This is a genomic window from Bradyrhizobium symbiodeficiens, from assembly GCF_002266465.3.
Lineage (GTDB): Bacteria > Pseudomonadota > Alphaproteobacteria > Rhizobiales > Xanthobacteraceae > Bradyrhizobium > Bradyrhizobium symbiodeficiens.
Genome location: NZ_CP029427.2, coordinates 5,588,576 through 5,613,570 on the forward strand (window position 1 = coordinate 5,588,576; position 24,995 = coordinate 5,613,570).

The 24,995-nt window shown below is 64.2% G+C and carries 24 protein-coding genes and 1 other RNA gene; 12 read left to right on the forward strand and 13 right to left on the reverse strand.

Going from position 1 to position 24,995, the window contains the following annotated elements:
* Positions 1–116 precede the first annotated feature (116 nt).
* From CIT39_RS26280 to CIT39_RS26300, 5 genes are all read right to left on the reverse strand, one after another.
* Positions 117–1,097: a tripartite tricarboxylate transporter substrate binding protein BugD gene (locus CIT39_RS26280; RefSeq protein ID WP_094977418.1), complete on the reverse strand. Its 981-nt coding sequence runs from the start codon at positions 1,095–1,097 to the stop codon at positions 117–119.
* A gap of 141 nt (positions 1,098–1,238) precedes the next feature.
* Positions 1,239–2,753 (reverse strand): tripartite tricarboxylate transporter permease, encoded by a 1,515-nt coding sequence (locus CIT39_RS26285; RefSeq protein ID WP_094977417.1) that lies wholly within the window; start codon positions 2,751–2,753, stop codon positions 1,239–1,241.
* Positions 2,754–2,760: 7 nt separating this feature from the next.
* On the reverse strand, positions 2,761–3,522 hold the full coding sequence (locus CIT39_RS26290; protein ID WP_094977416.1) for a tripartite tricarboxylate transporter TctB family protein: 762 nt from the start codon (positions 3,520–3,522) through the stop codon (positions 2,761–2,763).
* Positions 3,523–3,618: 96 nt separating this feature from the next.
* Complete coding sequence (locus CIT39_RS26295) at positions 3,619–4,149, reverse strand: chromate transporter (protein ID WP_094977415.1); 531 nt, start codon at positions 4,147–4,149, stop codon at positions 3,619–3,621.
* Complete coding sequence (locus tag CIT39_RS26300; RefSeq protein ID WP_094977414.1) at positions 4,146–4,742, reverse strand: chromate transporter; 597 nt, start codon at positions 4,740–4,742, stop codon at positions 4,146–4,148. Before CIT39_RS26300 ends, CIT39_RS26295 begins: the two co-directional genes overlap by 4 nt.
* Positions 4,743–4,837: 95 nt before the next feature.
* Here CIT39_RS26300 and ssrA point away from each other — a divergent pair.
* From ssrA to CIT39_RS26345, 9 genes are all read left to right on the forward strand, one after another.
* Positions 4,838–5,213: a transfer-messenger RNA gene (ssrA, locus tag CIT39_RS26305) on the forward strand.
* 114 nt (positions 5,214–5,327) lie between these two features.
* On the forward strand, positions 5,328–5,846 hold the full coding sequence (locus CIT39_RS26310; protein WP_094977413.1) for an SspB family protein: 519 nt from the start codon (positions 5,328–5,330) through the stop codon (positions 5,844–5,846).
* Positions 5,847–5,935: 89 nt separating this feature from the next.
* Positions 5,936–7,369 carry a class II fumarate hydratase gene (gene fumC / locus CIT39_RS26315; RefSeq protein WP_094977847.1) on the forward strand — a complete coding sequence of 478 codons (1,434 nt, stop codon included), beginning with the start codon at positions 5,936–5,938 and terminating at the stop codon, positions 7,367–7,369.
* A 282-nt stretch (positions 7,370–7,651) separates the two neighbouring features.
* Positions 7,652–7,855, forward strand: coding sequence for a DUF4169 family protein (locus CIT39_RS26320; RefSeq protein WP_094977412.1), 204 nt, complete (start codon positions 7,652–7,654; stop codon positions 7,853–7,855).
* Positions 7,852–8,103, forward strand: a complete 252-nt coding sequence (locus CIT39_RS26325) for a ribbon-helix-helix domain-containing protein (protein WP_063202285.1) — start codon at positions 7,852–7,854, stop codon at positions 8,101–8,103. The genes CIT39_RS26320 and CIT39_RS26325 overlap by 4 nt, the downstream gene beginning before the upstream one ends.
* Before the next feature lie 114 nt (positions 8,104–8,217).
* Positions 8,218–8,493 carry a FeoA family protein gene (locus tag CIT39_RS26330; RefSeq protein WP_094977411.1) on the forward strand — a complete coding sequence of 92 codons (276 nt, stop codon included), beginning with the start codon at positions 8,218–8,220 and terminating at the stop codon, positions 8,491–8,493.
* Positions 8,494–8,530: 37 nt separating this feature from the next.
* A complete protein-coding gene (gene feoB / locus CIT39_RS26335; protein WP_094977410.1) occupies positions 8,531–10,402 on the forward strand; it encodes a ferrous iron transporter B in 1,872 nt (623 codons plus the stop codon).
* A gap of 427 nt (positions 10,403–10,829) precedes the next feature.
* Positions 10,830–11,096, forward strand: coding sequence for a hypothetical protein (locus CIT39_RS26340; protein ID WP_094977409.1), 267 nt, complete (start codon positions 10,830–10,832; stop codon positions 11,094–11,096).
* Positions 11,097–11,198: 102 nt separating this feature from the next.
* A complete protein-coding gene (locus CIT39_RS26345) occupies positions 11,199–11,753 on the forward strand; it encodes a hypothetical protein (protein WP_148667343.1) in 555 nt (184 codons plus the stop codon).
* 320 nt (positions 11,754–12,073) lie between these two features.
* On the opposite strand, the gene CIT39_RS26350 is transcribed toward CIT39_RS26345, so the two are convergent.
* The 5 genes from CIT39_RS26350 to soxC form a co-directional block, all read right to left on the reverse strand.
* Complete coding sequence (locus tag CIT39_RS26350; protein ID WP_094977407.1) at positions 12,074–12,832, reverse strand: outer membrane protein; 759 nt, start codon at positions 12,830–12,832, stop codon at positions 12,074–12,076.
* A 639-nt stretch (positions 12,833–13,471) separates the two neighbouring features.
* Complete coding sequence (locus tag CIT39_RS26360) at positions 13,472–13,789, reverse strand: hypothetical protein (protein WP_094977405.1); 318 nt, start codon at positions 13,787–13,789, stop codon at positions 13,472–13,474.
* Between the two features lie 31 nt (positions 13,790–13,820).
* Positions 13,821–14,222 (reverse strand): DUF302 domain-containing protein, encoded by a 402-nt coding sequence (locus CIT39_RS26365; protein ID WP_414645228.1) that lies wholly within the window; start codon positions 14,220–14,222, stop codon positions 13,821–13,823.
* Positions 14,223–14,298: 76 nt separating this feature from the next.
* Positions 14,299–14,847: a c-type cytochrome gene (locus CIT39_RS26370; RefSeq protein WP_094977403.1), complete on the reverse strand. Its 549-nt coding sequence runs from the start codon at positions 14,845–14,847 to the stop codon at positions 14,299–14,301.
* Positions 14,834–16,105: a sulfite dehydrogenase gene (gene soxC / locus CIT39_RS26375; protein WP_094977402.1), complete on the reverse strand. Its 1,272-nt coding sequence runs from the start codon at positions 16,103–16,105 to the stop codon at positions 14,834–14,836. The genes CIT39_RS26370 and soxC overlap by 14 nt, the downstream gene beginning before the upstream one ends.
* A 202-nt stretch (positions 16,106–16,307) precedes the next feature.
* On the opposite strand from soxC, the gene CIT39_RS26380 reads away from it, so the two are divergent.
* From CIT39_RS26380 to CIT39_RS26390, 3 genes are all read left to right on the forward strand, one after another.
* The gene (locus CIT39_RS26380) at positions 16,308–16,805 is read left to right on the forward strand and encodes a GNAT family N-acetyltransferase (protein ID WP_094977401.1); all 498 of its coding nucleotides are present in this window, start codon (positions 16,308–16,310) and stop codon (positions 16,803–16,805) included.
* Positions 16,806–16,984: 179 nt separating this feature from the next.
* On the forward strand, positions 16,985–19,018 hold the full coding sequence (locus tag CIT39_RS26385; protein WP_094977400.1) for a GAF domain-containing protein: 2,034 nt from the start codon (positions 16,985–16,987) through the stop codon (positions 19,016–19,018).
* A gap of 16 nt (positions 19,019–19,034) precedes the next feature.
* The gene (locus CIT39_RS26390) at positions 19,035–19,412 is read left to right on the forward strand and encodes a response regulator (protein ID WP_094977399.1); all 378 of its coding nucleotides are present in this window, start codon (positions 19,035–19,037) and stop codon (positions 19,410–19,412) included.
* Between the two features lie 100 nt (positions 19,413–19,512).
* Here CIT39_RS26390 and CIT39_RS26395 read toward each other — a convergent pair whose 3' ends face one another.
* From CIT39_RS26395 to CIT39_RS26405, 3 genes are all read right to left on the reverse strand, one after another.
* On the reverse strand, positions 19,513–19,746 hold the full coding sequence (locus CIT39_RS26395) for a hypothetical protein (protein WP_094977398.1): 234 nt from the start codon (positions 19,744–19,746) through the stop codon (positions 19,513–19,515).
* A 47-nt stretch (positions 19,747–19,793) separates the two neighbouring features.
* Positions 19,794–20,915: a DUF2336 domain-containing protein gene (locus CIT39_RS26400; RefSeq protein WP_094977397.1), complete on the reverse strand. Its 1,122-nt coding sequence runs from the start codon at positions 20,913–20,915 to the stop codon at positions 19,794–19,796.
* Positions 20,916–21,267: 352 nt separating this feature from the next.
* Positions 21,268–24,882: an AsmA family protein gene (locus CIT39_RS26405; RefSeq protein WP_094977396.1), complete on the reverse strand. Its 3,615-nt coding sequence runs from the start codon at positions 24,880–24,882 to the stop codon at positions 21,268–21,270.
* Positions 24,883–24,995 lie beyond the last annotated feature (113 nt).

Genomic DNA, 24,995 nt, shown 5'->3' on the forward strand with positions numbered 1-24,995 from the left:
GACAGCAGCGATTCGCCGCCTGCACCGATTATACCCGGAAAAATGAGCATCCCGGCGCAAACGACAAGGGGCGGAACTTGCGTCCCGCCCCTCACCTATCGACTTGAAAGTGCTGGCTAAGTTGCCGGCTTGAGCACCGGGGTCCACTTCGCGATCTCGTTCTTGACGAGGGCCGCCAGAGCCTCCGGCGTCCGCTCAGCAGGGCTCGGGATGACGCTGCCGAGCTCGAGCAGGCGCTTCTTCACGGTCTCGTCGTCGAGCGCCTTGCTGGCCGCAGCGTTCAGGCTGGCCAGGATCGCCGGCGAAGTTCCCTTGGGCGCGAACATCGCGTTCCAGGCCTGGGCCTGGAATTTCGGCAGGCCCGCTTCCGCCGTGGTCGGCACGTTCGGCAGCGACGGATTGCGCTCCGGCGTTGCGATCGCATAGGCCTTGATGGTGCCGGCATTGATCTGCGGCACGGCGTTGACGATCTGGTCGCACATGTAGTCGACCTGCCCCGCCACCAGCGCGTTCATCGCGGGTCCCGTGCCGTTGAAGGGCACACTGACCGGCTTGATGTCGAGGATCGAGTGCAGGAGCTCGCAGGAGACGTGCGAGACCGAGCCGACGCCGGCATGGGCAGCGTTCACCTTCTCGGCGTTGGCCTTCACATAGGCCACGAACTCCTTCAAATCCTTCGGCGGAAAGTCCTTGCGCGCGAGGATCAGGATCGGGGTGCCCGCGAGCAGCGCGATCGGCTCGAAGTCCTTTTCGGGATGATAGGCGAGCTTGGGATAGAGCGGCACCGATGCGGCATGCGTGCCCATATGCCCGGTGATCAGCGTGTAGCCGTCATTGGCCGCGCGCGCGGCGCGCGAGGTGGCGGTGGTGCCGCCGGCGCCGACCACGTTCTCGATGATGATGCTCTGGCCCAGCGTCTGCGCCATATGCCCGGTGACGATGCGCGAGATCACGTCGGTCGGGCCGCCGGCCGCAAACGGCACGATCATGGTGATGCTGCGCGTCGGATAGGTCTGCGCCTCCGCCGGTGCAACAAAAGCGGATAGCGACGCAAGCGCTGCGGCACAGGCGCCCGTGAGCGCGCGAATGAAGGTCATGTCGATCCCCGTATCGGTCCCTTGGACACAAACAATTGGATACCAAGCAAAATGCCGGCCCAACGGCCGGCATTTTCATTTCACGAAGCCGTAGCACAAGTCGATCCGACTTCCGCATGCGGCGCGCCGACGCAGGCGCCCTCAGTTCTCGGATTCGGTGAACACCTCGTCACGCTTCGACCGCAGCGCCGGCAACACCGTCAGCAGCAGCAGGCCCGCTGCGATCGCGAGCAGCACCGCCGACAGCGGACGCGTCAGGAACACGCTCCAGTCACCGCGCGAGATCAGCAGCGCGCGGCGCAGGTTTTCCTCCATCAGCGGTCCCAGCACCATGCCGAGCAGCAGCGGCGCCGGCTCGAAATCGTGCTTGATCAGCCAATAGCCGACGAGACCGAACACGCCGGCAAGGATGACGTCGACCGGCGCGTTGTTCACCGAGTAGATGCCGATCGCGCAGAAGATGACGATCGAAGGAAACATCAACCGGTACGGCACGCGGAGCAGGCGAACCCAGATACCTACCAGCGGCAGGTTGATGATGATCAGCATCAGATTGCCGATCCACATCGAGGCGATCATGCCCCAGACGAGATCGGGCTGCTTCTGCATCACCTGCGGGCCCGGCACGATGCCGTGGATGGTCATCGCGCCCACCATCAGCGCCATCACCGCGTTCGGCGGAATGCCGAGCGTCAGCAGCGGAATGAAGGAGGTCTGCGCCGCGGCGTTGTTGGCGCTTTCCGGCCCCGCAACGCCCTCGATCGCGCCGCGGCCGAACCGCTTGGGATCCTTGGCGAGCTTCTTTTCGAGCGTGTAGGCCGCGAAGGAAGCGATCACCGCGCCGCCGCCCGGCAGGATGCCGAGGATCGAGCCGAGCGCGGTGCCGCGCAGAATCGCAGGCGCCGAATCTTTCAGGTCCTTCCTGGTGGGCATCAGACCGGTGATCTTCTGCTGCACGAGGTCGCGATTCATCTCGGCGCCGGCGTCGAGATTGCGGATGATCTCGGCGAAGCCGAACACACCCATCGCCACCGTCGCGAAGCCGAGACCGTCGGCAAGCTCCGGAATGTTGAAGGCCATGCGCGAGGCGCCGGTTTCGATATCCGAGCCGACCATCGAAAGCAGCAGGCCGAACACGATCATCGCGATCGCCTTCAGCACCGAGCCCTTGGCCAGCACGACTGCGAAGATCAGGCCGAGCACCATCAGCGAGAAATATTCTGCGGGACCGAACGCCAGCGCAAGCTTGGTCAGCGGCGCGCCGAGCACGGCAATGAGCACGGTCGCAACGCAGCCGGCGAAGAACGAGCCGATCGCCGCAATCGCCAGCGCCGGGCCGGCACGACCCTGCTTGGCCATCTGGTGACCGTCGATAGCGGTGACGACCGATGTCGCCTCACCTGGAATATTGACCAGGATAGATGTGGTCGAGCCGCCATACTGGGCGCCGTAATAGATACCGGCCAGCATGATCAGCGCGCCGACCGGCGGCAATCCGAACGTGATCGGAAGCAGCATTGCGACCGTGGCGATGGTGCCGATGCCCGGGAGCACGCCGACCAGCGTACCGACGAGGGCGCCGATCAGGCACATCAGGAGGTTGATCGGGGAAAACGCGACGGCGAAGCCGTGAGCGAGGTTGGCAAAGAGATCCATTACGCCCTCACTGGATCAGGAAACGCGGGAACATCGGCATCGGCAACCCGAGCACATATGGGAAAAGCACAGCACAACCGACCGTCAGGCAGGCGCCGACGATGGCCGCCTCCACCCAGCGCGTCTCATGCGATCCTGCCGCCGCAATCATGAAGCTGACGAAGGCTGAGACCACGACGCCGAGCGGTCGGATCGCCAGCGCGAAGAACAGGATCGCGGCCATCACGAACAGCGGCCCGCGCCATGAATAATGGGACATCCCCGGCCCATCGGTCAGAAGACCGGTCAGGGCAATAGCGGCGGACAAGACTACCAGCAACCCGCCGAACATCCGCGGTGCCGTGCCGGCACCAAAGGAGAAGCCGCGCATGCCCTGCAGATCGCTCGAAGCCCACAGCGCGAACAGCCCCAGCGCCATCAGGATGACCCCGCCGACATAGTCCTGAGCCGACCTGATGGTCATGAACAGCGTGACGATCGCCACCGCCAAGATCGGATAGGTGTAGATCAGCGCCAGAAGCACCTCGGATGACGCCTTCTTGCCGTCGCCGCTGGCCGCTCCGATCAACGCACCGGGCGCACCGGCAAGAAGCGCGGTGGCGTGGCTGATCACGACCGTGGCCGGGCCGCGGCCCGCGCCCCAACCGAAAATCGTTCCTATCGACCAGATGAATTCGAAAATCTGCGGCGCAATCGCCAGCAGACAGAAGCCGAGCGCCATCGATGTGTTTCGGGTGGCTGTCGCCGAGTGGCCCATCGTATCGGCCATGCATGTCTCCTCCGCGACCCTTAAGTCACGAGCACTGTTGTTCTAATCGGCTTGGAAGTTGTTCCCCTCGCCCGCTCCACTGCCTAGCCATTTTCATCACACAATGCCAGCAAAACCCAACACTCCGCCGGCGAGCAGGAGCCACAGTGGATTGATGCGCGAGACGGAGGCGACCACCGCAACCACTGCGGTCAGAAGCACTGCAGCAATCGTGCGATCGGTCGACTGGGCCAGGATCAGGGCACTCGCCGCCATCAATCCGATCGAGAGCGGAACCAGTGCAGCCTGAATCAGGCCGGGCCAGCGCGATTGGCTCGGCCGATTCAGGAGCCGGCTGACGTAATAGGCAAGCAGCGCCGTCGGCAGGCACATCGCCAGCGTCGCCGCCAATGCGCCGGGGATGCCGGCGACGGCATAGCCGATTAACGTCACGATAAGCACGTTTGGACCTGGCGAGAGCTGCGCGATCGCATAGGCGTCGGTGAACTGCTTGTCGGTCATCCAGTGATGCACCTCGACCGCGATGCGGTGCATCTCGGGCACCGCCGCCGCGGCTCCGCCGACCGCGAACAGCGACATCAGTCCAAAGGTGGAGATCAGCGCCCAGATCGGATTCTCAGGCTTCATGCTGCTACTTTCCGCCGCAGGAAGAAAGTGGCGCCGATGCTCAGGGGAATCGCAACCAGCAGCACCGCCGGAAGCGGCAGGCGAAGCACGCCGATGGCGAGGAACACGCCGGCCATCAAGATCAGCGCGAGGGGATCCGTCCGCTTCAGCAGCGGCGTCATCATGCGGAACACCACCGCAATCAAGAGCCCGACCGCGGCGCAAGAGATGCCGGCGAGGCTGCGGCGCAGCACGTCGAGGTCGCCGAAACGGGCGTAGGCGATCGCGAGCACCGTCATGATCAGGGTCGGCGGCAGCAACAGCCCGGCAAAGGCGGCAACCCCGCCGGCGATGCCGCGCAGGCGCGACCCGAACACCATCGACAGATTGACGATGTTGGGCCCGGGCAGGAAATGGCAGAGCGCAAAGGTCTCGTTGAACTCGTCCGCCGTCATCCAGCGATGCTGCTCGACGATGGCCCGCCGGGCAAACACCAAGACCCCGCCGAAACCGGCCAGCGACATTCTGGCAAAGGCCAGAAACAGCGCGAGCAGGCCAGGTGGAGCGGGGGCGAAATCCGGCTCTTGCACGGCCGGTGCTGAATCCGAGGACATGTTAGGAGCTTAGAACGAGGCTTGCACCGCGGCCAAGGTCAGGCTCGCGTCGGTTCGGAACCTATCCAAAGGGAACCGCACCGTGTGACTCGAAACCCCTGTTTTTCGAAACGTTTGCCCCCTATATTGGGAGTGCCGGTTCGCCGGCTATGGAAATAAACGGTCGTCGCAATAAACCATTCGGACCCGGGGGCGGTACCCGGCGCCTCCACCAAAGCCCACCGGTCTTCGGGCTTCAGCCTGCCGAAAGGCGGGTTTTGGCGGGGGCGAAATAGGATCGACGAGGGCGTAAAGGGCGAACTTTTTCCCGGTATTGTTCCGCCGTTATCGGGCTATGCAATAGTTGCCAACGACAACTTTGCTCCGGTTGCTCAGGCTGCGTAACGCAGTTTGAAAGACCATTCTGAAGTCCTAACGGGTTAAGCTCCGTTAGGCGGGGTTCGGAGGCACCTGGCAACAGAAGCCTCCACTTTACTCTTGATTTCTTCCTCGGCGGGGACTCCTGCTGACCCGTCAGGCGCGGTACTATCGCGGCTTGGCGAGTCGGATCGGCACGGTCCGGCTTCGGGATGCAACAGGACCACCATGGCGACCGATCATATCCGTTACGATGTGCTTGCCCGCGACGCGCTGCGCGGCGTGCTGCGGAAGGTGCTGACCGATGCCGCCGCCCAAGGCCTGCCGGGCGAGCATCATTTCTTCATCACCTTCGTGTCGAAGGCCGAGGGCGTGAAGCTGTCGTCTCGGCTGCTGGCGCAATATCCGGAAGAGATGACGATCATCCTGCAGCATCAATTCTGGGATCTGACCGTGCTTGAGGACCGCTTCGAGGTCGGGCTGTCCTTCGGCGGCATTCCGGAGCGGCTGATCGTGCCGTTCAGCGCCATCAAGAGCTTCCTCGATCCGTCCGTGAAGTTCGGCCTCCAGTTCGACACCTCCGATGTCGCCGAGGTCGCGCCGGAGAACTTGCCGGCCGCCCCTGCCCCTTCGGCCGTAGCTGTGCCCGCCGCCGCCACGGAAAAGGCCGAGACCCCGGAAGAGCCGACCCCGCCGAACCAGGGCGGCGCCGAAGTTGTGCGGCTCGATCGTTTCCGCAAGAAATGATCTAGGTTGGGCTTGAGCCCGTCGCACGCGGCCGAACTCCCTATATAGAGAAGCACATGAAAGAGCCGCGCGGCGTTTCGCGCGGCAGAATGGATGTGCTCATGGCCAAAGCCGCTCGCGCGAAGACCGCCCGCCCCGCCACCCGCATCGAGACCGACAGTTTCGGTCCCATCGAGGTCCCTGCCGACCGCTATTGGGGCGCGCAGACCGAACGCTCGCGCCAGAATTTCCGCATCGGCACCGATCGCATGCCGATCTCGCTCGTGCACGCGCTCGGCATCGTCAAGCTCGCGGCCGCGCAGTCCAACCTCGAGCTCGGCCTGCTCGACCAGCGACGCGCCAATGCCATCATCCGCGCCGCGCGCGAGGTGATCGACGGCAAACTCGACGACCATTTTCCGCTCGTGGTGTGGCAGACCGGCTCCGGCACGCAGAGCAACATGAACCTCAACGAGGTGATCGCCAACCGCGCCAACGAACTGCTCGGCGGCGAGCTCGGCGCCAAGAAGCCGGTGCATCCCAACGATCACGTCAACATGAGCCAGTCGTCGAACGATTCGTTTCCGACCGCGATGCACATCGCGGCCGCCAGCCGCATCACTGCCGATCTCGTCCCGGCCCTCACCGAGCTCCTCCGCGCACTGCGAAAGAAGGAGAAGGCGTTTTCCAGGATCGTGAAGATCGGCCGCACCCATACCCAGGATGCGACGCCGCTGACGCTCGGCCAGGAATTCTCCGGCTATGCAGCGCAGGTCGAGAGCGGCATCGCCCGGCTCAAGGTTGCCGTGAAGGATCTTCACCCGCTGGCGCAGGGCGGCACCGCCGTCGGCACCGGCCTCAACTCCAAGCCGCGCTTTGCCAAGCTGTTCGCAAAGCACGTTGCCGCAATCACGAAGCTTCCCTTCACCAGCGCCGCCAACAAATTCGAGGCGCTGGCCTCGAACGATGCCTATGTGCTGGTGCACGGCGCCATCAATTCGGTCGCGACCGGCCTGTTCAAGATTGCCAACGACATCCGCCTCTTGGGATCAGGCCCGCGCTCAGGGCTGGGCGAGCTGATCCTGCCGGAGAACGAGCCGGGCTCCTCGATCATGCCGGGCAAGGTCAATCCGACCCAGTGCGAGGCGATGACCATGGTGTGCTGCCAGGTGTTCGGCAATCACACTGCGATCACGGTGGCCGGCAGCCAGGGCCATTTCGAGCTCAACGTCTACAAGCCCGTGCTCGCCTACAACATGCTGCACTCGATCCGCCTGATGGCGGATGCCGCGCGGTCCTTCACCGAGCATTGCGTCAGCGGCATCCGCGCCGACGAGAAGCGAATAAACGAGCTGATGCAGCGCTCGCTGATGCTGGTGACCGCGCTCGCCCCGAAGATCGGCTACGACAACGCCGCCAAGGTGGCCAAGACCGCCCATGCCAACGGCACCACGTTGAAGGAGGAGGCGCTGCGGCTCGGCTTCGTCTCGGCCGACGAGTTCGACCGCCTGGTGCGCCCCGAGAAGATGACCAGCCCGGGGTAAAACTCCGAATTCCGATAGCCCTCCGTAATGATACGGACGCTGAGCGCCCCAGAAATGTGCGGCTTTGGGGGCGGGATTTGATTACCGTCAATGTTCCGGCGGAACGGCGTGCTACGCAGGCCTTTCCGCCCCTCGACGAGGGTGAAATTCATCGTTTGATGGCCCGAGCGGCCGATTGACGAGGACAAGCGAATGGCGATCAAGTCTTTTGGGGCGCAGCGCGGCACCCTGTTTCTGAATGTTTCATCCTGCCTGGAAAGGATCGGATGATGGAGACGCGGCATGGGGAACGTCATCAACCTGAATCGCTTCAGGAAGCGCGCCGAGCGGGAAGCCTCGGCGAAGCAGGCGGACGTCAACCGGACGAAGTTCGGCCGCACGAAGGCGGAACGGTCGTCGGAGGAGGCGCGCGCGGACAAGGCGAAGGCGCACCTGGACCAGCATCAGTTGGACCAGCATCAGATCGATCGCGAGGAGCAGCCATGAAGTCGCCCGTCGTGAAACGGTCGATCGTCGTCGCCGGGCACAAAACCAGCGTCAGCCTGGAAGAGGCGTTCTGGAACGGCATGAAAGAGATCTCCGGCCTGCGCAACATGACGTTGTCCGAGCTGGTCGGCGAGATCGACAACAACCGCCAACAGGGAAATCTGTCGTCGGCGATCCGTCTGTTCGTCCTGGACTACTTCAAGAGCCGGGCCATGGCCCCCCAGCCGGACAAGGTCCCGGCCCAGTAGCCGCCGGAGCGCCTTCGACGGCGCTCCGCCACCCGCACTTTATAATCGCTCTAAGGTGCGGTTTCATTGAGCACGCGCGCTTGACCTCAATGCCTTGCGTTGAAAATACAGGGCATGACCGACACCAATGACACGCGCCCGCATATGCCGCTGGGTCTGGCCCATCGCGGCTATACCGGCGTCATCCAGCATCTTTCAGCTCGCGATGCGGGCTCGGCGCTCTCCGACATCGAGCTCGAAAGCCGTCTGATCGAGCTCGGCTTCGTCGAGGGCGCCCGGGTCGAGATCCTGCACGAGGGACTGGTCGGGCGCGACCCGATCGCCGTGCGGGTCGACAGCATCACGATTGCGGTCCGCCGCCGCGAAGCCATGGCCATCATCGTCGCCTAGACAGCGACCGGACCTCTGATCCCGGACCAGTGATTCCATGGAATTACCCCTGCTGCATCTCGCCCTGGTGGGCACGCCGAACAGCGGCAAGACGTCGCTGTTCAACGCCCTGACCGGCAGCCGGCAGAAGGTCGCGAACTATCCCGGCGTCACCGTCGAGCGCAAGGAAGGCTTCTTCGTCACTCCCTTGGGACGCCAGGTCTCGCTGGTCGACCTGCCCGGCACCTATTCGCTGCGCGGCCGCAGCCCGGACGAGGAGATCACCCGCGACTTCGTGCTCGGCAAGGCCTCAGGCGAAGCCGTGCCCGATCTCGTGCTGTGCGTGGCCGATTCGACCAATTTGCGCCTGACCATCCGCCTGCTGCTGGAGCTCAAGCGCACCGGGCGGCCGATGGTGCTCGTGCTCAACATGTTCGACATCGCCGCCCGCCGCGGCATCAGTGTCGACGTCGAGCGGCTCGCCAAGGAGCTCGGACTGCCCGTGGTCACCTCGATCGCGGTGCGCAAGGGCGGCACCGCCGACCTCCTGAAGCTGACCGATGAGATCTCGGCCAAGCTCGCCGCCGAGGCGGAGGCGAACAGCTGGCGCGCGCTCAGTGTCGCCGAGCTGCGCGCGACCCAGCGCGAGGCCGATCGCATCATCGCCGACTGCGTCAGCCTGCCGAGCCGTCCGGACACCTGGACCGCGCGGATCGACGGGATCGTGCTGCATCCGGTCGGGGGCCTCATCGTGCTCATGCTGATCCTGTTCGTGATGTTCCAGGCGGTGTTCGCCTGGGCGCAGCCGCTGATGGATCTGCTCAATTCGGGCTTCGATGCGCTCGGCGAGCTCGTTCACGCCACCCTGCCCGCCGGCCTGCTGCAGAGCTTCCTCCAGAACGGCGTGATCTCGGGCGTCGGCAGCGTCATCGTGTTCCTGCCGCAGATCATCATCATCTTCCTGTTCATCCTGCTGTTGGAAGATTTCGGCTACATGGCGCGCGCCGCGTTCCTGATGGACCGCATCATGGGCGGCGCCGGCCTGCACGGCCGCGCCTTCATTCCGCTGCTGTCGAGCTTTGCCTGCGCCATTCCCGGCATCATGGCGACGCGCGTGATCGACAACAAGCGCGACCGGCTGACGACGATCCTGATCGCGCCGCTGATGACCTGCTCGGCGCGCATTCCGGTCTACACGCTGATCATCTCCGCCTTCATTCCCGCAAAGGAAGTCTGGGGCTTCATCAATTTGCAGGGCCTCGTGATGTTCGGACTCTACGCCACCGGCATCGCCAGCGCGCTCGCCGTCTCGTTCCTGATCAAGTTCTTCATGCTGCGCGACTATGCGCCAGCCCCGTTCATGCTGGAGCTCCCGGACTACAAGATGCCGCGGCTGAAATCGATCGCGATCGGCATCTATACCCGCGCCAAGATGTTCCTGGTGCGCGCCGGCACCACGATCTTCTCGATGATGGTGCTGATCTGGTTCCTCGCCTCGTTCCCGCAGCCGCCGGCGGGCGCCACCGAGCCGGCGATCGACTTCAGCCTCGCCGCGATCATCGGCAAGGCGCTCGAACCGCTGCTCGCCCCGGTCGGCTTCAACTGGCAGATCGCGGTCGCGCTGATCCCGGGCATGGCGGCGCGCGAGGTCGCGGTCGCAGCACTCGGCACCGTCTATGCGATCGAAGGCGGCAAGGAAGCGGCCGAGCAGATCGGCCAGGTGCTGGCGACGAAATGGTCGCTCGCCACCGCGCTGTCGATGCTGGCCTGGTACATCTTCGCCCCGCAATGCGCCTCGACGCTCGCCGTGATCCGGCGCGAGACCGGAAGCTGGACCTGGATGGCGGTGACGTTCACCTACATGCTGGTGCTGGCGTATGCGGCAAGTCTCGTGACGTATAACGTCGCGGTCGCGCTCGGCGCCGGCTAGCAGCCCCTCCCAAAACAAAAAATGCGAAAACAACCCCATGCACAGTAGACGAGGGTTGTGAAATCAATGGCTTAAGCGCAGGCCAACAGGCATACGACCGTGTAACCCGGACAGAGCGTAGCGAGATCCAGGCAAGCGCGTCCTATGCAGGGATTCTCGGATTGCACTTCACGTTGCGCGCTGTTGACCCGTCGGCCAAAACGGGACCAGGATGGCATCCTCCCGAAAATCATCGCTGCTGCACAAACCTCATCCCGACGGATATTGCAGGCGGCCTCTCAAGCACGACCTCCCCGGACCGGCGCAACCGCCTGCGCAAGCTTGATCTACATCAACGTGATTGATCCCTCGAAGAAAAGGGTTGTGATCGGCGCGGATAAGGCGGCTCTCGCTACCTTCATGCGCAAACGAAAACGGGAGGATCATCATGAATCCAAGAATGCGCTTTTCGATCAAGTCCGCGACAGTTTCGGGACTCGCTGCCAGCGCCCTCATTGGAATTGCAGGCGTCACCGTCAATCCGGCACCGGCGGCTGCGGCTGCGGCGTATTGCCAGTACGTCGGCTATCCCGTTGGTTGCATTGCGCGGGCCGGCGTCGTCCTGAGGCCCAGGCCCGTCGCTCGTGCTGCGGTCCGCCACAATGCCGGCGGCAATGCAAATGGCGGCGTCAATCGCGTCGGCGCGAGGCGCTGAAGGTTCAGCTTGGCGTCACGAGCTTTGCCGACAGCTCGGCGAAGCTCGTGATTGTCGCGTCGTGTTGTGCCCGGGAGGCTGCGCGGCGGGATCGATCGAGCTGTGCGCAGCTTCTGGCATGACCTGGCGTGCCGGCTTCACCATCGGGCAAAACACCGGCGCAATTTCATCATCGAATATGTGGGGGAGGAACGCGGAGCGAGCGAAATGCCAGTGTTGGCGTATTTCTGGAAGGTCGGCGCAGCGTTGATCGCGCTTCTCTTCGTTGCGGACTTTTGTCTGCCCAAGGCGGCCGTCACCGGGAGGACGGCAGTGGACCAGGCGACCATACGAATTCACTCGGATCGAAAATGGCCTGAGCGCGTGGTCCTCGACACGACCCTGCCGGTGATCGTGGCGGTCACATCTGCGCCTGTGATCACCGAACCTGCACCTCTCGTCTCTCAAATGGCGCCGGTCGTTCAGGCAGAGACGCCCGCCGTCGCCAATGCACTTGCGATGGCACGCTCAGATTTGCCGCCGCACGAAGCCGTCGAGCGCAAACGGCCGCGAAAGACGCAACACGTCGCAATGCAGTCGAAACGGCACGGGGCACCGCGGATGGTTCTGGCGGCCCGGCAACCAAAGTTCGGCTGGTTTGGGTACCGGTACTGGTGATCGCAAAGGACGCGCTCGCACCGCATTGGATCACGTTCGGCGTTGGCGGCGTCCGGGCGACGAGCCGGACGCCGGGTCTCATGGCATCTATTGATACGATGCGCAGACGCCTTCCTGCCAGCGGACGCAGCGACGCACGTCCCGACGCGTCTGCTTCATCGACAACAATCAGCGCCATGTCGTCATCATGGACAGAAGGCAACTCGTCGAGTTCGACCGGCAGACCTGACGTTGAACGCGCCGGACATCCTCGCGTTCATTCGCCGATGAAAAAGGCCCCGGTCGATGCCGGGGCCTGAGTTCACCGGGAAGAATTAAGGTCAATAGCGAGCCGCGACCGGCGCCCCGTATCCGCCGAAGCGGTAGTTCAACCGAAGCGTGACCAGGTCCACATCCTGGCTGACCCCGCTGCCGGTGAGGGTGAACCCTCCGGGCGTGACTACGCCTGCGTAGCCGAAATTGTCACGACCCATCCAGAGATGGTCATACTCGATGCCGAACGACCAGTTCGGCGTGAAGCCGTATTCCCAGCCGACACCCAGAGCACCGCCCCAGCGCGTGTGGCCTGCCGACGCCAGGCCGACCCCGGTGACGTTGTTGAATACATCGAAGCGATTGCGCGTCACGGCAGCGCCGCCCTTCACGTAGAACAGCGAGGCGTTCCAAGCCCAACCGAGTTGGGCCGTGAACAGCCCGATGCCGTCGATCTTGCCTGTGGTCGAGATCAATGGATCGATCAGGCTGACGCGCGTATTCTTGATTTCAGCCCAATCGCCCTGCGCTTCCAGGCCGAGCACAAACTGATTGGTCTGCCAGCGATAGCCGATCTGCCCGCCCACGAGGCCTCCGGAGCGATCAGCGCAACCGCCTGCGACTGTTCCTGCGGGCGTTACGAAATCGACGCAGCCATGGCTCTGCCCCCAGCCGCCGTTGGCGCCAATGTAGAAGCCGCTCCAGTTGTAGACCGCCGCGACCGGCGCCGGCGGCGGCATCGCTTTGACGGCCATGTCGGCCGCCATGGCCGGAGCCGTCATGCTCAGCGCCGCGAAGCCGATTGCAGCTATTGAAAACCTCTTCATCGTCTCATCCCCTCTTGCTTGTATATCGTCCGTCAGATGAGCGCTTATGCAGGCTGGCGTGCACAAGTTCCGCGAACATCCTGAAGTTTAGGCGCGAGGGGGCTTTCGGCCCGTAACAGAATGGCAACACTCAAGGGTGATCGCTGCGCACGGTAACGTGCTTAATCGCCATCCGGGGTTCCAGGCAATCCGGTGCCGTCCTGTCCCTCGGCAAGCCAATCGGCAATGCAGGATGCTGGAATGACCCGCCGGGGAAGGCGAGGATTGATCGTGCCAGCGAAGACAGCGAGGCCCTCATCGAGCTTTGCGCGCGCGAACAGCTTGGCCTCGGCCTCTGTCGCGAACGTCTTCGTCTCACGCGGGCTCCGCTGTTTCAAGAGCAGGCCGCGTTGTCGGACTTCAAAGGTGACGTACCAAGTCGAATTCATTACGCACACCAGGATGGCACCAGCCCTTACAGTGGCGTTGTGGTGCGACTGTCGTCCGTGTGCTTGACATAAATCAAGGCTGCTGCTTGAGCATATTTTGCGAACAGCTGACACGCAAATACCCATAGTTCGGACCGACAAGCGGCCGGCCCGGCTGGCAAAACAGAAGCATGATGGCTGGTCGATCTCCGTTGGCTGACCGCATGGCCTGCTAGCGCGCCTGGTCGCTTCCGTTTTCCGGATCGTGCTCCGGCTCCTGTATCAGCACCGCGGGTTCGTCGTAGCCCTTGCGGCTGCTGTAGAACACCAGCGCCATCAGGCCGACCCCGACCACCAGCGAGAACACAACACCCAGCACCAGCGCGGCATAGCCCGACGCAGGAACGCTGGTGTCGGTGCTGGTCCAGCCGAGATAGCCGAGGACGGACGCGGCGACGAGCATCGCACACAACACCGCGATGACCAGCCATCTGGCGAGGTTGCTACCTTGCGACAAGGATGATGCCGGTTGTTCGTCAGTGCTGTTCATGAAGCCCTCCTCACGCATCCGCCGCTCACGCTTACGGTGCGGTGGCCTTGGCCGTGATCGCATGCAGAGCGCCCGTCATCGCCGTGACGGCAGACTTCGCCGGCTCGCCGACGCCATGACGCCCGGCGAGATAGGCGGGGTCGTTGTAAGACAGCCAGGTCACGCCTTGCTCGTCCTGCCAGACCAGCGCCTTTAGCGGCAGGTCGATGCCGACGGTTTGCGCCTGCTGCATCAAGGGCGTGCCGCCCTTGGCGTTGCCGAAGATGATGAGATCGGTCGGCCGCAGCGGCAGGCCGACCGCGGCGGCACCGGCCGCATGATCGACATGGGCGAACACGGTGAGGCCCTTGGCCTTCACTTCCGCCTCCAACCGTTTCATCGTGTCTTCGGGCCCGAAACTGCTCTTGATGGTGATGAGTCCGTCTGCGGCCATTGCCTGTGCCTCCCATGAACATGTCGCTGCGATCAGAACGAGGATCCTGATCAATATCGAAAGCTTCATCGCCCGCTCACTTCCTGCGGAACAGCTTGGCGGGATCGAATCCCGGTTGTGGAACGAAGCCGTCGCGATTGGGCATCCTGATTTTCGGCAGACTTTCCTTGTCCACCTTGCCGTCGGCTGGAACGATGCCGTTGAGGCTCAGGATGTAGGCGGTTACGGCATAGGTCTCATCGGTGCTGAGCGAGCCCGGGGTCGGATAGGGCATCGCGCGATGGATGTAGTCGAACAAAGTCGTCGCATAGGGCCAGAAGCTGCCGACGGTCTTGACGGGCATGTTGGATGCGAGTGTGCCCTGCCCTCCGGCAAGACGATCCTTGATGCCGCCTTGGCCGTTGTCGCCATGACAGGCCGCGCAATTGTCAGTGAAGATCTGCTTGCCCTGCACTGCCGTGCCGCTGCCGTCGGGCAGGCCCTTGCCGTCCGGGCCGACGTCGATGTCCCACAGCTTGATCTCGGCAGGCGTTGCCGGACGGCCGAAGTCGCGCGCCAACGCAGGTGCGGCGAGCAGGCCGAATGTGAGGATGCCTGCGAGAAACAGCTTGTCATGCGAGGACATTGCGAACCCTCCCGGCGTCATCGATGCTCCAGGTCTGCTGGGCGTTGTAGTGGAACAGGGCATTGGTCCCCATCGCTGCGATGAAGGTCTGCCGGTCCGGCTGGGTGTTGCCTTGCTCGTCGGTCGAGCGGCTGACAATCCTGGTCGGCTTGCCGTCCCAGTCCCAATCCATCTGGAAACGCACCTGCGCCTTGGACAATACCGGCTGAGCCAATTGCGCCTGCTTCCACGTCCGGGCGCCGTCGGTCGAGATCTCGACCTTGGCGATCTTCCCATGGCCGCTCCAGGCAAGGCCCGAGATGCGGTTATAGCCCGGCTGTATCTGCATCGTGCCGGACGGCTGCGTGATGACCGAATTGGTCTCCATCCTCAGCTGGAATTGCCGTGCCTTGCCGTTCGCGAGCAGTTGCGTGTAGCGCGCCGTCTCCCAACGCGTCATCCACGGCGCGTTGCCGAATTTGAGGCGGCGCAGCCACTTGATATTGAGGTTGCCCTCGAAGCCCGGCATCACCAGCCGCATCGGAAAGCCGTGCGCGGGTCGCAGCGGCTCGCCGTTCTGTCCATAGGCGACGAAGGCCTCATTCAAGATTTCGTCGGTGAGCGGAATGCTGCGATCGACGCCCGCTCCGTCGCCGCCTTCCGCCAGCATCCAGTTCGAGCCCTTGTCCTTGCTCACTAGGTCGATCAGGAATTTGAGCGGCACCCCGGTCCATTCGTTGGTGCTGACCAGTCCATGCGTGTTCTGCACCGTGAGGTCGGGATCCGCCTTTTTCCAGTTCTCCCATCCGTTGCCGGTGCATTCGATGAACACGATACGTGTGACCGAGGGCATCCGCTTCAGGTCTTCGAGGCTGAAGACCAGCGGCTTCTGCACCATGCCATGAACGAGCAGCCGGTGCTGCGCGGGATCGATGTCGGGCACGCCGGAATGGCTGCGCTCGTAATGCAGATCGGTCGGCGTGATATTGCCGACCAGCTTCTGGTGCGGCGTCTTGGAGTTGATGGCATCGCCGGGGTCGACGTTGCGCTTGCCCGGTGTGGCCTCGGGAATACGGTCGATCTTGACGAAGCGGGATCGCTCGCTGTGCGCGCCGAGATCGCCGCCTGGCGCGCGATCAGGAACGTCGGCCAGTGTCTCGGCGCCGGCCGCCTCGGTCGCAGCCACACCAAGAATACCCGCTGAGAGGCCTCCCACGAAGCCGCGGCGCGAAAGATTTGCAGCCCGCGGCAACAATTCGATTGGCGTTTTGGACGTCATGCAGTCTCCGTCGATGATCGTGTGCTTTTGAAATAGCGGCCGCTTTCATCCTCTGACATTTACAGAACGCTGCGGAACTTGCTCGTTAGGTTGTGTTAGAAAGCATGAGGAGCATCGAGCGCACGACCGCGCGCTCGTTGATCCTTGGACAAAGCGCTGGCACGATGGCATCGTCAGCCGACCAAAAACGACCGCCCCGTCCATGGATCACTTCACCACGAAGAGACTGACGGCCGAGAGGCTGAACGACAGCCACCTCGCCGATCTCGTCGCGCTACATCTCGATTCAGAGGTGTCCCGCTATCTCGGCGGCGTGCGCACTCCAGAGGTCACGACGACCTATCTCGCGACCAACATGGCGCATTGGGATCAGCATGGTTTTGGGCTGTGGGTGCTGCGAACGAAAGACGGCGCCTTCGCCGGACGGGCCGGCATCCGGCATATCCTCGTGGACGGCATCGACGAGATCGAGGTTGCCTATGCCTTCAGGCGAGAGTTCTGGAGCCAGGGATTCGCGAGCGAGATCGCAATCGCGCTGACGGACATTGGGCTGTCGCACCACGAAGTGCCGTCCCTCATCGGCCTCGTCTATCTCGCTAACGGCGCATCCCGCCGCGTGCTGGAGAAGGCGAACTACACCCTCGAGAAGAGCACCACGCGACACGGCGAGGACCTGGTGATCCACCGCATCAGACGGTGAAGATCGCAAAAGGCGCCCAGTTTTCAGCGGTCGCCCTCACTGCAGATATCATTCATGTTAATATCAACATGGCAGCCAACAGGGCTGCAATATGGCATACAGGATTGCGCAGCCCATTCGTTCCAATGGAACTCCCCGCGAGGGCGCTGTTTGAGGCCTCCAGTGTCAGGAACGATAGTATGAACGTGAGTCCAGCCCGATCCCAGTCGGGGCAGGCAGATTGGGACGAGCGGGATCGGCTCGCTGCGCTCGATCGCTATGGAATTCTCGATACCCCGAGGGAAAGCGAGTTCGACGATATCGTCCGGTTGGCCGCAGATACTTTCGGCGCGCCGATCGCGGTGGTGAACCTGATCGCCAGCGGCCGGCAATGGTTCAAGGCAGAGGTTGGCATCGGCGCACGGGAACTTCCGCTCGATGTGTCGATCTGTGCGCATGCGATCCTGCAAAACGATACCATGGTGATTCCGGACACCCGGCTCGACGAGCGATTTATCCGCAATCCCCTCGTGACCGCCACGAATGGCCTTCGCTTCTATGCGGGCGCCCTGCTCAAGACCGAGCAAGGCCTGCCTCTCGGCACGCTTTGCGTGCTCGACCGGGAACCGCGCCCGCAAGGGATTACGGATCACCAACGATTGACGTTGGAGGTGCTCGCACGCCTGGTGATGACCCAACTTGAAATGCGCCGCGTCATCGGCCTGCAGCATGCCCACGGAACACAACTCGAGGCCGAAATGCGGCAACGGCACAATGCCGAAACCGCGCGCCGCCTGGCTGACGACAGGTATCGCTCGTTGTTCAACTCTCTCGATGCCGGGTTCTGCATCGTCGAGGTCGCGTTCGATACATCGGGCGCCGCCACCGACTACCGGTTCATCGAGATCAATCCGGCTTTCGTAAGACAGACGGGCCTGATCGATGCCGAAGGCAAATGGATGCGCGAGCTTGCGCCGAACCACGAGCAGCATTGGTTCGATCTCTACGGGCAGGTCGCGATTACCGGAGAAGCAGTTCGTTTCGAGAACCCCGCCAAGGCACTGAATGATCGCTGGTACGACGTCCACGCCTTCAGGGTAGGAGATGTGGATGCACATCTTGTCGCGATCCTGTTCAATGATATCACCGAGCGGCGCCGGAGCGAATTGCGGCGCAATGCGCTTCTGAGCCTCGGCGATCGGCTGCGGTCACGCGCCACCATCCCCGAGATCACAGGCGCCGCGGCCGAGATCGTCGGCCGGACGCTCGGTGCCATACGGGTCGGATTCTGCCGTGTCGATCCCGCGGGCGAATACGTCACCATCGAGAACGACTGGTGCGCCGAAGGTTACGACAGCCTCGCCGGGCGACATCGCGTATCTAACTATGGCGATCTGACCGCGGTCCTCACCGGCAACCAGCCGATCATCATCGGGGACGTGCTCGCGAGTTCCCTGCCGGGGCCGCGGCGAGATTGGCTGCTTCGTCTTGGCGTCAGGTCGCTGGCTATCATACCGAGGCGGGACCACGATGGCTCGACCGTACTGTTCTTCGCCCACGGCGCCGAGCCGCGAGACTGGGGTACCGAGGATCTCACATTCCTTCGCAACGCCGGCGATCGCATCGCGGCAAGCGTCGCACGCCTGGAAGCGGAAGCACTTCAAGCCGTCCTCAATCTCGAACTCAGTCATCGGATGAAGAATACACTGGCCATGGTCATGGCGATCGCGCGGCAAACCCTGCGATCGATCCCGGACCAGGCGCCGGTCGAGGCATTCAACGCAAGACTTCAGGCCCTCTCGACGGCCCATATGACGCTGATGCAGCAACGTTGGTCCGAAGCCAAGATCTTCGACGTCGTAAAAAGCGTCCTCGGCACCATGGAGGGCATCGAGCGTTTCGACCTGGACGGGCCCGCCGTCAATCTGGGCGCGCGGGCGACCCTATCGATGTCTCTGCTGCTTCATGAGCTGTCGACCAACGCCATCAAGTATGGAGCACTTTCCGAGCCTGCGGGGCGCGTCGCCGTTTCCTGGACCGTCCTGGACGATCAATTGACCCTGAGCTGGCGCGAAATTGGCGGGCCCGCCGCGATCCCGCCGACGCGCAAAGGCTTCGGATCGCGGCTCATCAGTATGGGCCTCATCGGAACGGGAGGCGTCGAGCTTCGTTACCTGCCCACTGGGTTCGAAGCTGATTTCTCAGCCCCTCTGTCTCAGGTGCAACAACCATGAGACAGGAAGCCAACGCATGACATGCACCAATTCGAGGCCCCGGCCTCTTGTCCTGATCGTCGAAGACGAGCCGATCCTGCGAATGAACGCCGTCGACATGGTCGAAGAAGCAGGTTTTGAGGCGCTGGAAGCCGCCGATGCCACGGAAGCCGTTCAGATGTTGGAGGCGCATCTCGACATCACCATCGTCTTCTCCGACATCCAGATGCCTCGCGGCGTCGATGGCATGAAGCTCGCGGCTCTGATCCGCGACCGGTGGCCTCCGATCAATATCATTCTGACGTCAGGTCATTTCGACGTGTCCCATGTCGATCTGCCGGCACGCGGCATGTTCTTCGCCAAGCCCTACGACGAGAGACAGGTCGTTGCTGCAATGAGGAGGTTCGCCGCCTGAAGCGGCCATGCGACCGGTCCGCCGCGCTTGGCCTGCGAGTCGCAAGGAATGCAGATCGGTGGTGAGCACGGCGCAGGAGCGCCCCGCCACCCACGAGTTCCTATCTGAAATAGCCCAGCACGAGATCGGTATCCGAACTGCCGGCGACGGTGCCGTTCAGCTCGGCGTCGATGACGCGGCGGCAGGCTTCGATCGCGGCGTGGTCGCCGAGGTCGTTGGCGGCTTCCAGCACGAGCCAGGCGGCATCGACCGTGGCCCGCTCCGGAGCCGACCCGCTGGTCTCGGCGGTGAGGCTCTTGGTCTTGCGAACCGCGGTGCCGAATTGAGGCAACATTGCAAATACTCCCCTTTGAATTCCGGGACGATGCTCAGTGCACCTGTTCAGTGGACCTGAAGCTCGGGCTGACGGCCGCCTGAGGCGGAATCGGTGGCGGTCTTTCGCGACTGGTAGAACTTCAAGACGCTGCGCGAGGTCTCGATCTTGAGCCGGCCGAAATCGCGCTCGTTGTCGTGGAGCTCGCGCGCCGTGATCAGATGATCCTTGGCGCCGAGGAACAGCAGCGACATGGTCGTGTCCCAGGAGAAGTCGAGCGCCTTGCACAGCACCAGGATCATCTCGCGGTTGCGGTCCATCATCGCGCGCTCGATCACGTCGACCGGCAGCGCAGACAGCAGCGACAGGCCGATCTGTACCTCGTCGAAGCGGTGCTGGCGCGCATAATTCGAAATCGAATCCTGGTTGAGATTGCCCTGGCGATATTGCGTCGTCACCACGCGCTTGGCGACGAAATAGCTGCGCGAGGACGGGCCGAACTTGGACTGAAGATCGCCGGTGACCTCGGTCACCGAGCTCTGGATCTGCGCCATCATTTCGGGCCGCTCGGTCTCGAGCCGGCGTCGGACGTCTTCCGACGCCTTCGAGATCAACTGCTGGAAGATGTGGCGCGGCACGTCCTTGCGCAGACCGAGCTGCTCGGCAAGGATCGAATCGCCCTCGGCGCGGCGGACCATGTGCAACAGGCCCGAACCGGAGAAGCGCGCGCCCTCGTTCCTGGCAACCGACGTCACGACCTCCTGATCGCCGCGCTTGACCAGCACGTCGGTGACGGCCTCGCCGATCGATTTGCGCTGGGCGATCGCAAGCAGATGCGACTGGCCCTTGGTCATGGCGCTCTCGACCAGCATCTTCTCGTCGAGACGATTGGAGTCGCGCAGCACGGGACCGGCGACCGCGATCTCGTCGTCGAACGCCAGCTTTTCGATGACGTTGAGCGGAGCTTGATCGCACCCCGACATCAACTCCGAAAGCTGCACCCGCGCGGCCACCTCGATCTCGTCGGCAAGCCGGCCGATCACCTCCCCGAACGTGCTGATTTCGTCGTCGCTGTAGCGGCCGGTGATCAGGATGTCGGTCGCATGCCACAACGCCTTCGCCCGGCTTTCGTCGCTGCCGCGCGCGATCGCGTCGTCCAGATCCTGTAGAAGCGTCTTCGCCCCGTTCATTTCGATAACCCCAGTTCTTGGCAGTTCTCTAGGCCAGCCGTCCCGCCGCTCGTGGCGCGACGCCGAATTCCTCTGGAAACCGAGACTAGGGAACAAACGCGAGAATCCAGTAAAGTCGGCAGATCAGTTTTGCCGGGCAAGATTCATTCAAATGCGAGGGAATGGGTTTACCGCGAGAGAAGGAAGACGGTGCGCTCCCTCGCCCGCTCGCGGGAGAGGGCTGGGGAGAGGGTGTCTCCGCAACGGGACACCCCCTGGAAGAGAAAGCCCTACCCGGCGCTTCGCGCCGACCTCTCCCGCAAGCAGGAGAGGTCAGCCAGCCTGCGGCTCGGTCCGAGCAAACCAATCAGCCCTACGGATTCTGCGGCGTCAGGACCAGCGGCGGCTTCGGCTTTGGCCTGGCGGGTGAAGGACCCGGAGCCGGTTTCACGTCGATGGCGGGCGGCAGCGGCGCAAGCTGTTGACTGGCAAGCGGCGGGCTTGGCGCTGCGGGCGCGGCTTGTGGGGCCTTCGGCGTCGGCGCGGCTTTCGGCTTCGGCGGCGCGCGGCGCGGATCCTGGCCGGGCAGCGGCACATTGACCGGCGCCTGCTCCGGAGCGGCATCAGGAGACACCAGCATCGGCAGCGCCGCGGTCGCCGGCGGCGGTTCGCCACGCTCGATGGCGTCGAGCCGGCGCGTCTCGCGGTCGATGGTGCGCACCGCCAGCCACGACGACAGCGGCGCGAGGTCGATGGTGCGATTGAGCCTGTCGGGAGGACCCGCCGCGAACAGCTGGATCTCCGGCGGGGCGCCGGAGAGCCCGGTCATGATCGGCGTCAGGCTGGCGCGGATGTCGGCCTGGTCGGCGGGAATGTCGTAGCCGCCGGAGACGATGGCGCGGGCGTTCTTCGCTTCCAGCGGCGTCGCGCCGACGCGCAAGCGTCCGTCGCGGATCGTGAACGGGATCTGCGCCGAGGCAACCGCGATCGGTGCGGCGGCGAGCGCGGGTTCGACGAGTTGGCGCAGGCGATTGTCGTCGGCGACCTGCCCGCCGTCGCTGGCGCGGATGGCGATCTCGAAGGCGCGCGGATTGAGGCCGCCGATTTCCGCGGAGTCCAGCGTCACCGTACCGTTGCCGGCGAGCGCGCCGGTGAGCGCCGCGACGCTGCGGCCCTGGCTCGTCAGCGCCATCTGCACCGAGGCGCGCCCCTTCGGCAGCGCGAGAGCGCGATAGCGCAGCGCCGCCGCATCGACATTGTTCAGCTCGATGCGCGAGTTCAAGGTCAGGCCGTTGGCGCCGTTGCGTGCGTCAAAGCTCGCCGACATCTCGCCGCCACCGAGGCCGCCTTTCAGCGCGTCGAGCGCGAGCGACTGGCCGTCGCTCCGGATCGTGCCGCCGAACGGGCGCAGCTCGATGCCGCCGGGCAACATCCCGCGCAGCGCCTGGAAGGCGATGCGGCCGCGCCAACCGCTCAACAACCCCGCGCTCAGCGGCTCGCCGGACTCATGCCCAGCGGCGCCGATCGCCACCGCGAGCGCCGGCGCGAGATCGAGCGTATCGAGGCCGACTTCACCGTCGACGCTCTTCTCCGGATCCAGCATCACCGCCAGATGACCGCGCAAATGCGAGCCGGCCGCATTGCCGTCGAGATCGTCGAAAGTCAGGCGGTTGCCCGATAGCCCCACGCGGGAGGACAGGCTGACGACCTGCATCGATTTGTCGGCCGGGCTGGTCCCGAACAGCGGCGCCAGATTGGCGTTGCGCACGCGCAGGTTCACGCTGGCTTTCGGCCCCGACAATTCGACGCTGCCTTGCGCATCGGCATCCAGCCCGCCGCCGTTGAGCTTTGCGTTCAATTGCAACGGTCGCCGCCATGCACCGGTCAGCTTGCCTTCGAGTTGCGAAGCGCCCTCGCCTGCGGCCACCACGCGATCGAGCCCGAGCAGCGCCAGCAGCGCGCCGGCCTGCGGGGTCGACAGTTTCGTGTCCAAGGTGAAGTCACTGTTGCGCAATTTGTCGATATCGATGCCATTGACGGCCGCCGCTGGCATTTGCGCGGCCAGCGTCGCGGTCGCCTTGAGCTGCGGCGCGTCGAGATCGAGCACGGCGCGGGCGTTGCTGCGATCGGCATGCTCGGCATTCCTGTCGAGGCTGAGATCGAGCTTGAGGCGGGTCGCGCCTGGCAACGACGGCATGGCATCGAAGCGGGCCCGCACCGCGGGCGCAAACGGCTCGATCAGAGCGGTGAGCTCGCGCAGCGAATTGGCCGAGGATTTCAGCGCGAGCTTGCCGGTGGCCTTGGTGCGGTCGAAGCTGCCGCTCGCCTCGGTGGTCACGCCGCTGGCCTGGCCGAAGCGCAGTTGCTCCAGCGACAGCGATGCGGGGCCGTAACCAAGCTTGGCCGCGAACGGCCGCAGCTCCTGGCCGGCGGAGATCGCGCGGCCGATATCGAGCGAGAGTTTGGCCTCTTCCGGCCACTCGCCCTGCGGCCCCGCGAGCGCGCGCACGAAGCTTGCGGCGGCATCGAGGTCGAGCCGGTCGGCCTTCAGCTCGGCGTCGATCCGCGAACCCTTGCTCGCACCTGTCTGCACGAAGGCGATGCGGCCCTCGACCGCGCCGCCTTCGATGTCGGCCTTCAGCCTGTCGATGGCGAGATGGTTGGCGGCGATGGTCACGTCGCCGGCGAGGCGCAGCGGCCGCGTGCTGCGGCGGGTGATCTCGCTGCGGCCCTGCAGCCAGGCCACCAGCGCGTCGGGATCGGAGGATTCGACGCTGAGACGGCCGCTGAAACTGTCGGCGCCCGGGGTTGCGCCGTTGAGCGAGAGCTGCGTCATGCCGGGCGCACGCAGCTCGAGCCGCTGGAAGGTCCAGGACCGTCCATCGGTCTGCAGCTCTGCCGTGATGTTCTGCAGCGGGCGGCCGCCGAGCATGATCTGGTCGGAGTTGAATTCGATCTGCGCCGGGATCGGCGCCTGCGGAATGGCAGCCAGCCCCGCGCGCAGCGCCGGCAGGATGCGGAGCGTCTCGGAATCATCCTTGCCCGCGAGCCTGTCGGCATCGACCTGGCGCGCCGACAGCACCGCGCGCAGCAGCGGCGAGGCGCCGAACCTGACATCGCCGACGCCGCCGAGCTTCAGCGCATTGTCTTCAGCGCCGAAGCTCGCGTCGATCTGCTCGAACTTCGCGCCGGCCGGGTCCGCCCTCAGCTTGGTCGTGAGCTTCCACGGCGTCGGACCTGCCTCGCCCGCCTTCTTGACCGCCGGCACGGCCAGCGTCAGCGCACCGTCGAATTTCGGCAGGCGATTGTCGAAGGCGAGCACGCCTTCGAGGTCGGCGAGGATGGCGCGCTCGCCAGGATCGATGTTGAGGTGAAGACGGGTGGCGCTGCCGTCGGCGCTCGGGCCGGAGGAGACGCGAAAGGGATAACGCACCCCATTGGCGGTGAAGCCGCCGTCGCCGCGCACCGAGCCCGCGAGCGAGCGGACGTCGCCGGAGAAGGCGATGTCGTTCAGCTCCAGCGTCGAGCGGCTGGCGGCATCGTGGAGCGCAATACGGCCGGTGAGATTCAGCCGCTCGATGGCGAGCGAGGCCAGATTGAAGGTGCCGCTCGCGGTGGAGGGCAAGTCGACTCGTCCCCTCGCATCCAAGCCGAGATCGACCGCCATGCCGCCCACTGAAAGCTCGGTGGCGCGCCATTCGCCGCGCATCAGGGAGCTGAGGCTGAACTCGACGTCGAGCTTGTCGGCGCGCAGGCGGCCGAGATCGTTGTTGCCGCCGAAGGTGACCTGGCGCAGCCGCAGCGTCGGCGCCGGCAGCAGCCGCGCGTCGAGCTCGCCCGCGACTCGCACCGGCACGCCGATGATCTTGCCAGCCTCTGCCTCGAACTGGGGCCTGAACTGGTTCCAGTCGACATAGGAAGGCCCGATCAACGCGGCCAGCAGCGCAATGATGAAGGCAATCGCCAATCCGAGCAGCGTCGTCTGCACGGGTCTCCCCTCGGCCAAACCGGCACCCGGACCAAACCCTGGCCTTCGTGGACTTCAGGCGTGCCGGAACAGCCCCTTATATAGGGGGAAGTGTGGCGAAGTCACAGCGACTG

Excerpts from the sequence above, each read along its gene's own strand:
- CIT39_RS26280 (WP_094977418.1), bottom strand. The coding sequence starts at position 1,097 with ATGACCTTCATTCGCGCGCTCACGGGCGCCTGTGCCGCAGCGCTTGCG.
- CIT39_RS26285 (WP_094977417.1), bottom strand. The coding sequence starts at position 2,753 with ATGGATCTCTTTGCCAACCTCGCTCACGGCTTCGCCGTCGCGTTTTCC.
- CIT39_RS26290 (WP_094977416.1), bottom strand. The coding sequence starts at position 3,522 with ATGGCCGATACGATGGGCCACTCGGCGACAGCCACCCGAAACACATCG.
- CIT39_RS26295 (WP_094977415.1), bottom strand. The coding sequence starts at position 4,149 with ATGAAGCCTGAGAATCCGATCTGGGCGCTGATCTCCACCTTTGGACTG.
- CIT39_RS26300 (WP_094977414.1), bottom strand. The coding sequence starts at position 4,742 with ATGTCCTCGGATTCAGCACCGGCCGTGCAAGAGCCGGATTTCGCCCCC.
- CIT39_RS26310 (WP_094977413.1), top strand. The coding sequence starts at position 5,328 with ATGGCGACCGATCATATCCGTTACGATGTGCTTGCCCGCGACGCGCTG.
- fumC (WP_094977847.1), top strand. The coding sequence starts at position 5,936 with ATGGATGTGCTCATGGCCAAAGCCGCTCGCGCGAAGACCGCCCGCCCC.
- CIT39_RS26320 (WP_094977412.1), top strand. The coding sequence starts at position 7,652 with ATGGGGAACGTCATCAACCTGAATCGCTTCAGGAAGCGCGCCGAGCGG.
- CIT39_RS26325 (WP_063202285.1), top strand. The coding sequence starts at position 7,852 with ATGAAGTCGCCCGTCGTGAAACGGTCGATCGTCGTCGCCGGGCACAAA.
- CIT39_RS26330 (WP_094977411.1), top strand. The coding sequence starts at position 8,218 with ATGACCGACACCAATGACACGCGCCCGCATATGCCGCTGGGTCTGGCC.
- feoB (WP_094977410.1), top strand. The coding sequence starts at position 8,531 with ATGGAATTACCCCTGCTGCATCTCGCCCTGGTGGGCACGCCGAACAGC.
- CIT39_RS26340 (WP_094977409.1), top strand. The coding sequence starts at position 10,830 with ATGAATCCAAGAATGCGCTTTTCGATCAAGTCCGCGACAGTTTCGGGA.
- CIT39_RS26350 (WP_094977407.1), bottom strand. The coding sequence starts at position 12,832 with ATGAAGAGGTTTTCAATAGCTGCAATCGGCTTCGCGGCGCTGAGCATG.
- CIT39_RS26360 (WP_094977405.1), bottom strand. The coding sequence starts at position 13,789 with ATGAACAGCACTGACGAACAACCGGCATCATCCTTGTCGCAAGGTAGC.
- CIT39_RS26365 (WP_414645228.1), bottom strand. The coding sequence starts at position 14,222 with ATGGCCGCAGACGGACTCATCACCATCAAGAGCAGTTTCGGGCCCGAA.
- CIT39_RS26370 (WP_094977403.1), bottom strand. The coding sequence starts at position 14,847 with ATGTCCTCGCATGACAAGCTGTTTCTCGCAGGCATCCTCACATTCGGC.
- soxC (WP_094977402.1), bottom strand. The coding sequence starts at position 16,105 with ATGACGTCCAAAACGCCAATCGAATTGTTGCCGCGGGCTGCAAATCTT.
- CIT39_RS26380 (WP_094977401.1), top strand. The coding sequence starts at position 16,308 with ATGGATCACTTCACCACGAAGAGACTGACGGCCGAGAGGCTGAACGAC.
- CIT39_RS26385 (WP_094977400.1), top strand. The coding sequence starts at position 16,985 with ATGAACGTGAGTCCAGCCCGATCCCAGTCGGGGCAGGCAGATTGGGAC.
- CIT39_RS26390 (WP_094977399.1), top strand. The coding sequence starts at position 19,035 with ATGACATGCACCAATTCGAGGCCCCGGCCTCTTGTCCTGATCGTCGAA.
- CIT39_RS26395 (WP_094977398.1), bottom strand. The coding sequence starts at position 19,746 with ATGTTGCCTCAATTCGGCACCGCGGTTCGCAAGACCAAGAGCCTCACC.
- CIT39_RS26400 (WP_094977397.1), bottom strand. The coding sequence starts at position 20,915 with ATGAACGGGGCGAAGACGCTTCTACAGGATCTGGACGACGCGATCGCG.